The 10,701-nt window shown below is 68.6% G+C and carries 11 protein-coding genes; all 11 read left to right on the top strand.

Annotated elements, in window-relative coordinates; genetic code table 11:
• Nucleotides 1-141: 141 nt before the first annotated feature.
• The 11 genes from ABZ382_RS07875 to ABZ382_RS07825 all read left to right on the top strand — a co-directional run bounded on the left by ABZ382_RS07875 (nt 142) and on the right by ABZ382_RS07825 (nt 10,699).
• On the top strand, nt 142-1,095 hold the full coding sequence (locus ABZ382_RS07875; protein ID WP_357085535.1) for an SDR family NAD(P)-dependent oxidoreductase: 954 nt from the start codon (nt 142-144) through the stop codon (nt 1,093-1,095).
• A gap of 133 nt (nt 1,096-1,228) precedes the next feature.
• On the top strand, nt 1,229-2,338 hold the full coding sequence (locus tag ABZ382_RS07870; protein ID WP_357085939.1) for a HoxN/HupN/NixA family nickel/cobalt transporter: 1,110 nt from the start codon (nt 1,229-1,231) through the stop codon (nt 2,336-2,338).
• Nucleotides 2,339-2,373: 35 nt separating this feature from the next.
• On the top strand, nt 2,374-2,748 hold the full coding sequence (locus ABZ382_RS07865; RefSeq protein WP_357085533.1) for a hydrogenase maturation nickel metallochaperone HypA: 375 nt from the start codon (nt 2,374-2,376) through the stop codon (nt 2,746-2,748).
• Nucleotides 2,706-3,560 carry a hydrogenase nickel incorporation protein HypB gene (gene hypB / locus ABZ382_RS07860; RefSeq protein ID WP_357085531.1) on the top strand — a complete coding sequence of 285 codons (855 nt, stop codon included), beginning with the start codon at nt 2,706-2,708 and terminating at the stop codon, nt 3,558-3,560. Before ABZ382_RS07865 ends, hypB begins: the two co-directional genes overlap by 43 nt.
• Before the next feature lie 88 nt (nt 3,561-3,648).
• On the top strand, nt 3,649-4,704 hold the full coding sequence (locus ABZ382_RS07855) for a hydrogenase expression protein HypE (RefSeq protein ID WP_357085530.1): 1,056 nt from the start codon (nt 3,649-3,651) through the stop codon (nt 4,702-4,704).
• Nucleotides 4,705-4,714: 10 nt separating this feature from the next.
• Complete coding sequence (locus tag ABZ382_RS07850; RefSeq protein WP_357085528.1) at nt 4,715-6,511, top strand: nickel-dependent hydrogenase large subunit; 1,797 nt, start codon at nt 4,715-4,717, stop codon at nt 6,509-6,511.
• Nucleotides 6,512-6,541: 30 nt separating this feature from the next.
• Nucleotides 6,542-7,441, top strand: coding sequence for a NifU family protein (locus ABZ382_RS07845; protein ID WP_357085526.1), 900 nt, complete (start codon nt 6,542-6,544; stop codon nt 7,439-7,441).
• The gene (locus tag ABZ382_RS07840; RefSeq protein ID WP_357085524.1) at nt 7,438-8,082 is read left to right on the top strand and encodes a DUF5947 family protein; all 645 of its coding nucleotides are present in this window, start codon (nt 7,438-7,440) and stop codon (nt 8,080-8,082) included. Before ABZ382_RS07845 ends, ABZ382_RS07840 begins: the two co-directional genes overlap by 4 nt.
• On the top strand, nt 8,079-8,729 hold the full coding sequence (locus ABZ382_RS07835) for a DUF6084 family protein (RefSeq protein ID WP_357085523.1): 651 nt from the start codon (nt 8,079-8,081) through the stop codon (nt 8,727-8,729). Before ABZ382_RS07840 ends, ABZ382_RS07835 begins: the two co-directional genes overlap by 4 nt.
• Nucleotides 8,726-10,111, top strand: a complete 1,386-nt coding sequence (locus ABZ382_RS07830) for a hypothetical protein (RefSeq protein ID WP_357085521.1) — start codon at nt 8,726-8,728, stop codon at nt 10,109-10,111. The genes ABZ382_RS07835 and ABZ382_RS07830 overlap by 4 nt, the downstream gene beginning before the upstream one ends.
• Nucleotides 10,112-10,222: 111 nt before the next feature.
• Nucleotides 10,223-10,699 (top strand): hydrogenase maturation protease, encoded by a 477-nt coding sequence (locus ABZ382_RS07825; RefSeq protein WP_357085519.1) that lies wholly within the window; start codon nt 10,223-10,225, stop codon nt 10,697-10,699.
• The last annotated feature ends 2 nt before the right edge of the window (nt 10,700-10,701 follow it).

Here is a 10,701-nt window from a genome sequence, read left to right as displayed (position 1 = left end):
CCTCCGCCGGTTCGGGCGTTGGCCGGTCGGTTGTTCCCGGCTCCAGGCTGTCGATGCTAGCATTCAATCGATGCAAAACCGATTCATCAACGGGAATCGACGCGAGGATCTAGCGGCGCGAGCGAGAGGCGAGACGACGGCATGAGCGCACACGACGTGTTCGACGACCTCCTGGACCGCTCGGTCCTGCTCGGTTACGGCCGCCTCGGCCACCGGCTCCGGAGCGGGTCATGGCCGCCCGTCCCCACCGACGCGCTCGGGGGCCGCACCGCCCTGGTCACCGGCGCGAACTCCGGGATCGGCAAGGTCATCGCGACCGGGCTGGCGGAGATCGGCGCGGCGGTCACCCTGGTCGTGCGCGACCACGCGCACGGCGTCGCCGCGGCGGCCGAGATCACCGCGGCCGTACCCGGCGCGGCGGTCACGGTCGCACACTGCGATGTCTCCGACCTGGCCGCCGTCCGTGATTTCGCGGCCGAGATGGTCCGGCAGGTCGATCGCGTCGACGTGCTGATCCACAACGCCGGAGTGCTGCCGCCGCGGCGCATCGAGAACCCCCAGGGCCATGAACTCTGCCTGGCGACCCACGTGCTCGGCCCTCTGCTGATGACCGAGGCGCTCACACCACTGCTGACCCGCTCGGCGGCGGCGCGGGTGATCCTGATGTCCTCCGGCGGCATGTACACCCAGGCCCTGCACCCCGGCGACATCGAGTACCGGGCCACTCCCTATCGCGGCGCGATTGCCTACGCACGTTCGAAGCGCATCCAGGTGGACCTCACCCCGATACTCGCCGATCGGTTTGCACCACAGGGCATTTCCGTGCATTGCATGCACCCGGGCTGGGTGGACACCCCCGGTATCTCGGCGGCGCTGCCCCGCTTCCGACGGCTGGCCGGACCGCTGCTGCGCACGCCCGAGCAAGGCGCGGACACCGCGGTCTGGCTGGCGGCCACCGACGTGCAGTCCGGGCGGTTCTGGCACGATCGCCGCGCCCGGCCGGAGCACTACCGGGCGCGGACCCGCACGTCGGCCGCCGACCGGGAACGGGTGTGGCAGTACTGCGCCGCGGCGGCGGGCCTACCCGCTCGGTGAACCCATCGAGGCTATCGATGCATAAACAGTGCAGTCGGCGGCCCCCGCCACGTCCAGTGGCCTTGCCGCGCGGGGTCGGCGGAGTCTACGGTCGAGGAACCCGGGCCGCAGGGAGTCAGCCGTGGCGTCGACAGTGCAGCGACGTGGCCCGATCGGCTTTCTGACCGATCGGTTCACCATCACCAGGCAGGAATGGCTCCGCCTGGCCGGGATCGTCGCGGTGGTCGTCGGGTTGCACGTGATCGGCTGGGGCACGCTGATCGGACTCGTAGCCCCGCAACACTTCAGCGTCGGCGACCGGACGCTCGGGTTCGGGGTCGGGCTCACCGCCTACGTGCTGGGCCTGCGGCACGCCTTCGACGCCGACCACATCGCCGCCATCGACAACACCACCCGAAAACTCATGCACGACGGGCAGCGGCCGCTGTCGGTCGGGCTGTACTTCTCGCTCGGGCACTCCGCCGTGGTGTTCGGGCTGGCGCTGCTGCTGTCGGTGGGCGTGAAGGCGGTGGCCGGGCCGGTGGCCGACGATTCCTCGGCGCTGCACCACTACTCCGGCGTGATCGGCGCCGTGGTGGTGGGCGGCTTCCTCTACCTCATCGCGATCATCAATCTCGTTGTGCTGGCCGGAATTCTGCGATCGGTGCGCGGGCTGCGGTCGGGCCGGTTCGACGAGGCCGAACTGGAGGACCGGCTCGCCGGACGCGGATTCGTGACCCGGCTGCTGGGCCCGGTGATGAAGTCGATCTCCCGCCCGTGGCAGCTGTTCCCGATCGGCCTGCTGTTCGGCCTGGGCTTCGACACCGCCACCGAGGTCGCGCTGCTGGTGCTGGCCGGGACCAGCGCGGCGGCCGGGCTGCCCTGGTACGCCATCCTGTGCCTGCCGGTGCTGTTCGCGGCGGGGATGAGCCTGCTCGACACCATCGACGGCACCTTCATGAACTTCGCCTACGGCTGGGCGTTCGCGCAGCCGCTGCGCAAGGTCTACTACAACCTCACCGTGACGGCGCTCTCGGTGGCGGTCGCCCTGATCGTGGGCACGGTCGAGCTGCTGAGCCTGCGCGGCGCGCCGTCCGACCCCGGCGGGATCGATTCGACGCTGCTCGGCTGCCTGGTCGTGGGGGTTTTCGTCGGCGCCTGGGTGATCGCGCTGGCCGGGTGGCGCTTCGGCCGCATCGAGCAGCGGTGGGCCGGTGCGCCCCGCGGGGAGACAACCGCCCGCGCACCCGAGGCCGGGGAGTAGCGTGGGTCTTCTCCGATCGTCGAATCGAGGCCTGTGTGCACGAGATGGCGATAACCTGCAGCCTGGTCGAGGCCGTGTGTGAACACGCGGCCGGTCGGCGGGTGCACGGTGTGACCGTCGAGGTCGGGGCGCTGTGCGCGGTGATCCCCGCCGCGATGGAGTTCTGTTTCGAGATCGCCGCGGAGGGAACCGTGGCCGAGGGCGCGCGACTCGAGATCGCCGTGATCGCGGGCAGTGCGTCGTGTCGATCCTGCGGCAACCGTTTCGAGGTCGCCGATCCGATCCTGTTGTGTCCCTGCGGCAGCGCCGACGTGGAAGTCACCGCGGGGCGCGAGCTGCGTATCCGGTCCCTGGAGGTGAGTCGGGAATGTGCGCCACCTGCGGCTGCGGTGATGACGGATCAGCCGTGATCACCGTTGTCCCCCACCATCGTTCACCCGAGCACGATCACGATCACGATCATCCGCACCGGCACGACGGCGACGCGGGGGACCATGTGCACGGGCACGGCCCCGGGCAGCACGTGCACCTCGCGCCGACCGAGACGATCACCCTCGAACAGAAGGTGCTGGCGAAGAACGACGCACTGGCCCAGGCGGTCCGGCGCCGGCTGGCCGAGCAGGCCATCCTGGCGATCAATCTGACCAGTTCCCCCGGCTCGGGCAAGACGACCCTGCTCGAGCGGACGCTGCGCGACCTCGCCGACACCTCGATCGCGGTGATCGAGGGCGATCAGGAGACCATGCTCGACGGCGAGCGCATCCGCGCGACCGGGCGTCCGGTGGTCCAGGTCAATACCGGCGCCGGATGCCATCTGGACGCCGCCATGATGGACAGCGCGCTCACGGCGCTCACCCCGGCCCCCGGCACGCTGCTGTTCATCGAGAATGTCGGGAATCTGGTCTGCCCCGCCCTTTTCGACCTGGGCGAGCACGCGAAAGTCGTCGTGATCTCGGTGACCGAGGGCACCGACAAACCGCTGAAATACCCCCACATGTTCGCCGCCGCCTCGCTGGTGCTTGTCAACAAAATGGACCTGCTGCCCTACGTGGATTTCGATGTGGAGCGGTGCCGCGAGTACGCGAATTCCATCCATCCCGGCATCGATGTGCTGCCGGTGTCGGCGACCACCGGAATGGGCCTGGACAGGTGGTACGAATGGCTGTTCGAACAGACATCCGCGCTGCTCAGCGATCTTGAGGAAGGTCTGCGCCGAGAATAGACTGGCGTGATCAGGGTCACATTTCGACGCGATTCCGTGCTGTATGGGAACCACGCAGGTGGCCACCAGCTTCTGAAGGGCGGCATTCATGCCAACTGGCGAAGCAGTCAAAGCCGAAGAGACGCTGATCCACGTCTTGTGGATCAACGCAGGCCTCAGTTGTGACGGTGACTCGGTGGCGTTGACTGCCGCCACCCAACCCAGTGTCGAGGAGATCGCTCTCGGATCCCTTCCGGGACTGCCGAAGGTCGCCGTCCACTGGCCGTTGATCGATTTCGAATGTGGCCCCGCCGGGGGCGCCGATGACTTCCTGGAATGGTTCTTCAAGGCCGACCGCGGTGAAATCGAGCCGTTCGTGCTGGTCGTGGAGGGCTCCATTCCCAACGAGCAGCTGCACACCGAAGGCTACTGGTGCGGGTTCGGCAACAACCCCGAGACCGGTCAGCCCATGACCACCAGCGAATGGCTGGATCGCTTGACGCCCAAGGCAACCGCGGTCGTCGCGGTGGGCACCTGCGCCACCTACGGCGGCATCCACGCCATGGCGGGCAATCCGACCGGAGCCATGGGCGTCCCGGACTATCTGGGCTGGGACTGGAAGAGCAAGGCCGGGATCCCGATCGTGTGCGTGCCGGGCTGCCCGATCCAGCCGGACAATCTCTCCGAGACCCTGACCTACCTGCTGTACATGGCGACCGGCCAGGCGCCGATGATTCCGCTCGACGAAGCGCTGCGCCCGAAATGGCTGTTCGGCGCGACCGTGCACGAGGGTTGCGACCGAGCCGGCTATTACGAGCAGGGCGATTTCGCGCACGAATACGGTTCGCCGAAGTGCATCGTCAAACTCGGCTGCTGGGGTCCGGTCGTGAAATGCAATGTCCCCAAGCGCGGTTGGCTCAACGGCGTGGGCGGGTGCCCGAATGTGGGCGGTATCTGCATCGGCTGCACCATGCCCGGTTTCCCGGACAAGTTCATGCCGTTCATGGACGAACCACCGGGCGGAAAGCTGTCCTCCGCCGCCTCCGGGCTGTACGGATCGGTGATCCGCAGCCTGCGCCACATCACAGAGCGCACCGTGGACAAGGAGCCGCACTGGCGGCATCGGGGCACCGAGCTCGAGACGGGTGCGCGACGCACCTGGTAGGAGAATTCCGATGACTCAGATCATTCCGGAACCCTCGCATCGCCTCATCGAGCCCGATTCGCTCGTGGAAATGGCGTGGGATCCGATCACCCGCATCGTCGGCAGTCTGGGCATTTACACCAAAATCGATTTCGCGAATCGCGAAGTGGTCGAATGCCACAGCACGTCGTCGATCTTCCGCGGCTACTCCATCTTCATGCGCGGCAAGGATCCGCGTGACGCGCACTTCATCACCAGCCGCATCTGCGGCATCTGCGGGGACAATCACGCCACCTGCTCGTGCTACTGCCAGAACATGGCCTACGGCGTGAAGCCACCGCACCTCGGCGAATGGATCGTCAATCTCGGCGAGGCCGCCGAATACATGTTCGACCACAATATCTTCCAGGAGAATCTCGTCGGCGTGGACTTCTGCGAGAAGATGGTCTCCGAGACCAATCCCGGCGTGCTCACGCTGGCGGAGAAGACCGCCGCCCCGCACGCCGACGCGCACGGCTATCGCACGATCGCCGACATCATGCGCGCGCTCAATCCCTTCACCGGCGAGTTCTATCGCGAGGCGCTGCAGGTCAGCCGGTACACGCGAGAGATGTTCTGCCTCATGGAGGGCCGCCACGTCCACCCGTCGACGCTGTATCCCGGCGGCGTGGGCACCGTGGCCACGATCCAGCTGATGACCGACTACATGTCACGGCTGATGCGGTACGTGGAGTTCATGAAGAAGGTCGTGCCCATGCACGACGACCTGTTCGACTTCTTCTACGAGGCCCTGCCCGGCTACGACCAGGTCGGTCTGCGGCGCACCCTGCTCGGCTGCTGGGGCTCGTTCCAGGATCCCGAGTTCTGCAATTTCGCCTACCGCGACATGGAGGACTGGGGACGGCACATGTTCGTCTCCCCTGGCATCGTCGTGGACGGCAAGCTGATCACCACCTCGCTGGTCGACATCAATCTCGGCATCCGAATCCTGTTGGGCAGTTCGTATTACGAGGACTGGACCGATCAGGAGATGTTCGTGACGCAGGATCCGCTGGGCAATCCGGTGGACCGGCGGCACCCGTGGAACCAGCACACCAACCCCAAGCCGCAGAAACGCGATCTCGAGGACAAGTACAGCTGGGTGATGTCGCCGCGCTGGTTCGACGGCACCGACCATCTGGCCCTCGACACCGGCGGCGGACCGCTGGCCCGCTTGTGGGCCACCGCGCTGGCCGGGCTGGTCGATATCGGCTACGTGAAGTCCACCGGCCACAGCGTGCAGATCAACCTGCCCAAGACCGCCCTGCGCGGGCCGGTCGAATTCGAGTGGAAGATACCGGCTTTCGGCTCGAACACCATCGAGCGGAACCGGGCCCGCACCTACTTCCAGGCCTACGCGGCGGCCTGCGCGCTGCATTTCGCGGAGCAGGCGCTCGGCGAGATCCGGGCCGGCCGCACCAAGACCTGGGAGGCGTTCGAGGTCCCCGACGAGGGCATCGGATGCGGATTCACCGAAGCGGTCCGCGGGGTGCTGTCGCATCACATGGTGATTCGCGACGGCAAGATCGCCAACTATCACCCGTACCCGCCGACGCCCTGGAACGCGAACCCGCGCGACAGCTTCGGCACGCCGGGTCCCTACGAGGACGCGGTGCAAGGTCAGCCCATCTTCGAGGAGAACGACCGGGAGCACTTCAAGGGGATCGACATCATGCGCACCGTGCGCAGCTTCGATCCGTGCCTGCCGTGTGGCGTGCACATGTATCTGGGCGGTGGCAAGTCGCTGAACCTGCTGCACTCCCCCACCCAGACGCCCGTCACCGAGTGACGAGGACCCCGACCGTGAGGAGGGACATCGATGGGAGACGATCGTCCGGCGGCGCGCGACGACCATTGGCGGCACGCCGGCGACCGGATCGAAGACCTCCTCGACGCGAGCTCCGCGGGCGGGCCGATCGCCCGCGAGCGCGCCGAACAACTCGTCGGTGAACTCGTCGAGTTGTACGGCGCCGGGCTGCACCGGATCGTCGAATTGCTCGCCGACGACGCGGTGCAGCGGCTGGCCGCGGACGAACTGGTGGCCAGTCTGCTGATCGTGCACGGGCTGCACCCCGACGACGTCCCCACCCGGGTGCGCGCCGCGCTCGACAGCGTCCGCCCCTATCTCGGCTCCCACGGCGGCGACGTCAGCCTGGTCCGGGTCGAGGACGGTGTGGTGTGGCTGGAGCTCTCGGGCAGTTGCCGCGGCTGCCCGTCGTCCTCGGTGACCCTGGAACTGGCGGTCGAGGAAGCCGTCCGTGCCGCGGCGCCGGAGATCGAGCGCATCGAAGTCGTTGCCGCGCAGACCGATTCGACCGCGGCCGTGATTCCGGCCGAGTCCCTGTTCACCCGGGTGCACGCCGCGCCCGCCGCCGACTGGGTCGCGGTGCCCGAGCTGGCGGAACTGAGTCCGGGCGAGGTCGCCGGATACGAGGTCGCCGGGCAGGCCCTGCTGGCCTGCCGCGTCGGCGACAACCTGCTGGTGTACCGCGATGCCTGCCCGGCGTGCGGCGGCTCGCTCACCGGCGCGCAGCTGCATCGGCGGCCCGGGTATCCGGTCGGCGACGCCGTGCTGCGCTGCCCGTCCTGCCGGGCGCACTACGACGCCGTGCACGCCGGGGACCGGCTGGACGGCGAGGGCCACCTGGGGCCCCTGCCGGTGCTGCTGCGCGACGGCGTGCCCACCGTGGCGGTGCCCGCGCTGGAGCCCACCGCATGAGCGCCTCGTTCTCGGTGCTGCGCCGACTCGCGAACCGGCCCGATCCCGGACCGGCCGGTGAGCGCTGCGAGATGTGCGCCGAGCTCATCGGCGCGCCGCACCGCCATGTGGTCGATGTGGAGAGCCGCCACCTGCAATGTGTCTGTACCAGTTGCTATCTGCTGTTCACCGAGCCGGCGGCGGCGCTGCGCTACCGCGCGGTCCCGGACCGGTATCTGGCGTTCGGGCAGACCGCGATCACGGCCGCCGAGTGGGACACACTCGAGATTCCGGTCGGTCTGGCGTTCCTGTTCGCGAATTCCGCACAGGGCCGGACGGTCGCGTTCTATCCGGGCCCGGCCGGCGCGACCGAGTCGGAATTGCCGCCCGAGCACTGGCGGGACCTGCTGCGCAACCACCCCGAACTCGACGTGCTCGCCGACGATGTCGAAGCGCTGCTGATCCGGATGCCCGGCAGCGCCGGGCGCGAGAGCCCCGGCGACTGCCTGCTGCTGCCCATCGACACCTGCTACGAGTTCGTCGGTCGAATGCGGTTGCTGTGGAAGGGATTCGACGGCGGCTCCGAGGCCCGCCACTACATCGACGAGTTCTTCGCGACCATGAACGCCCGTGCGGTCGCCCGAGGTGGTGGGCGGCCGTGAGCCCCGCCTACTCGATCACCTTCGCGGTGCTCGACATCAAACCCGAGCCCTACGCCATCGGGCCGGCGCTGTCGGCGCGCGTCGGGATCGCGGCGCTCGGCGAGGAACCGGTGCACGCCATCGCCTTACGGGCCCAGGTCCGCATCGAACCCAATCGGCGCGCCTACACCGACGCCGAGGGCAGCGGGCTGCTCGATCTGTTCGGCACCCGCGACCGCTGGCACGACACCCAGCGAACGTTCCTGTGGATGCACACCACGACCACGGTGCCCGGTTTCGCCGGCGGCGCCGAGGTGGACCTGCCGCTGCCGTGCACCTACGACCTCGAGGTGACCGGATCGAAGTACCTGCACGCCCTGCGGGACGGGACGGTGCCGCTGTTGTTCCTGTTCAGCGGGACCGTGTTCTTCAAAGGGGCGTCGGGTTTCTCGGTGCAGCAGATCCCGTGGGATCGCGACGACCGCTTCGACATGCCCGTGTCGGTGTGGCGGCAACTGATGGACACCCACTACCCCGACACCGGCTGGGTGCGGATGCGGCGGGAGACCGTCGACGCCCTCACCGCCTACAAGTCCGGGCACGGCTTTCTCGACTACGACCAGGCGGTCACCGAACTGCTGTCGGCCCCGTCGCGGGAGCAATCGTGAGCGGGCACCAGCCCGGCGACGTCCGCGACCAGGCGCGCGCGGTCGCCGATGCCGTGCTGTACGAGGGCTACCTGCTGTACCCGTACCACGCCAACGCGCGAAAGAACCAGTCCCGCTGGCAATTCGGGGTCCTGGGTCCCGAGGGCGCGGACGCGGCGGGCTTCGGCGAGGAGTCCGCGCTCGCCGCGCAATTCCTGGTCGACGCCGGCCCCGCCGCGACCCTGCGCCTGACGGTCCGGTTCCTGCAACTGCAACGCCGCACCGTCGAGGACGTCACCGGGCAGACGGTGCCGGAACTGCGCGCGGGCGCGCGAGCCTGGACCGGCTGGGACGAGGCCGTCGAGCAGGAGATCGACTCGGGGCCGAGACCGTTGTCGGACACCACGTTCCGCATCGACATCGACGGCGGGGTGGACATCGAGGACTTCGCCGACGACGACGGCACCCCCTTCGGCAGCCTCGTGCGCACCCGCCGCACCCTGACCGGCCTGGCCCAGACCGTCGTCGAGCCGGCCGGCCGCTATCAGCGGATCAGTGTCACCGTCCGCAATCTCGGTGTCCCCGCGATCGACAAGGACGATGCCGTCACCCGATCCTTCCTCGGCGCGCACGTGCTCTGCGAGCTGCGCGACGGCGTCTTCCTCTCGCTCATCGACCCGCCAGAGGACGCCGTCGACGCGGCCGAGGCCTGCACCCAGCGCCGCTGCTTTCCCGTGCTCGCGGGTCCCGAGGGCACCGAGGACCTGCTGCTGATCTCACCGATCATTCTCTACGACCATCCCCGCATCGCCGAGCAGAGCGCCGGTCCGCTGTTCGATTCCACCGAGATCGACGAGATCCTGACGCTGCGCGTACTCACCCTCACCGACGAGGAGAAGGATCAGGCCCGGGCCACCGATCCGCGCGCCGCCGAACTGATCGACCGCTGCGAGGCCATGACACCTGAGAGCATGCGGGGACTGCACGGACTGCTGCGCGACGACAGCCTGCCGCGCGACGACAACAAGTTCCTGGACGCCGCACCGGGCTCGCCGCGCGTCCTGCCCGCCCTCGACCCGGACACCCCGTGGTGGGATCCGTTGTCCGACACCGCCGTCGACCCCGACTCCGACACCGTCGTGATCGGCGGCACGCCCGTCGCCCGGGGCAGCCGGGTGCGGTTGCACCCCTCCCGCCGAGCCGACGCGCAGGACCTGTTCTACGCGGGCCGCACCGCACGCGTCGCCTCGGTGCACGAGGACGTCGACGGGCAGCTCCACCTGGCGGTGGTCGTCGAGGACGATCCCGCCGCCGAGATGCACGAATGGTACGGCCGCTACCTGTATTTCGCGCCCGACGAAGTCGAACCGATCGAGAAAGGAATCCCGCCATGGAAATCGTAGGTGTGATCGCCGTCGTGCTCGTGGCCCTGGCAGCGCTGCTGGTGGCAGCGGTCGGCATCCGGTCGATACCGGATGTGCGCCGATACATACGAATCCGGCACATGTAGCGGGGTGAGTCCCACGACGAGAGTGCTGGTCGCCGGCATCGGCAACATCTTCCTCGGAGACGACGGGTTCGGCTCCGAGGTGGTGCGGCGCATGCCGGCGAGCACCGAACCCGAGGTGCGCGTGACCGATTACGGCATCCGCGGCCTGCACCTGGCCTACGACCTGCTCGACGGCTGGGACGCGCTGGTGCTCGTCGACGCGCTGCCCGACCGCGGCGCGCCCGGTCAGGTCGATGTGTTCCACGCCGATCCGGGTGGCGACGCCGCCGGTCTCGACGCGCACGCCATGCACCCCGACGCGGTCTTCGCCGTGGTGCGGGCGATGGGCGGGACCATTCCGCCGACGGTGATCGTGGGCTGCCAGATCAGCTCGGTCGCCGACCGCATCGGCCTGACCGACCCCGTGGCCGCCGCGGTCGACCCCGCGCTGGCCGCCGTCGAATCCGTGGTGACCGCGCTGCGGCACCCGCAGGAGGTGTGAAC

Origin of the sequence: Nocardia sp. NPDC005825 (assembly GCF_040630175.1) — a bacterium.
GTDB lineage: Bacteria > Actinomycetota > Actinomycetes > Mycobacteriales > Mycobacteriaceae > Nocardia.
Note: the sequence above shows the minus strand (reverse complement) of the source record. Positions and strands in the feature narration are given on the sequence as shown.

Coding starts and splice junctions, on each gene's coding strand:
- ABZ382_RS07875 (WP_357085535.1), top strand. CDS start 142: ATGAGCGCACACGACGTGTTCGACGACCTCCTGGACCGCTCGGTCCTG.
- hypB (WP_357085531.1), top strand. CDS start 2,706: ATGTGCGCCACCTGCGGCTGCGGTGATGACGGATCAGCCGTGATCACC.
- ABZ382_RS07855 (WP_357085530.1), top strand. CDS start 3,649: ATGCCAACTGGCGAAGCAGTCAAAGCCGAAGAGACGCTGATCCACGTC.
- ABZ382_RS07850 (WP_357085528.1), top strand. CDS start 4,715: ATGACTCAGATCATTCCGGAACCCTCGCATCGCCTCATCGAGCCCGAT.
- ABZ382_RS07845 (WP_357085526.1), top strand. CDS start 6,542: ATGGGAGACGATCGTCCGGCGGCGCGCGACGACCATTGGCGGCACGCC.
- ABZ382_RS07840 (WP_357085524.1), top strand. CDS start 7,438: ATGAGCGCCTCGTTCTCGGTGCTGCGCCGACTCGCGAACCGGCCCGAT.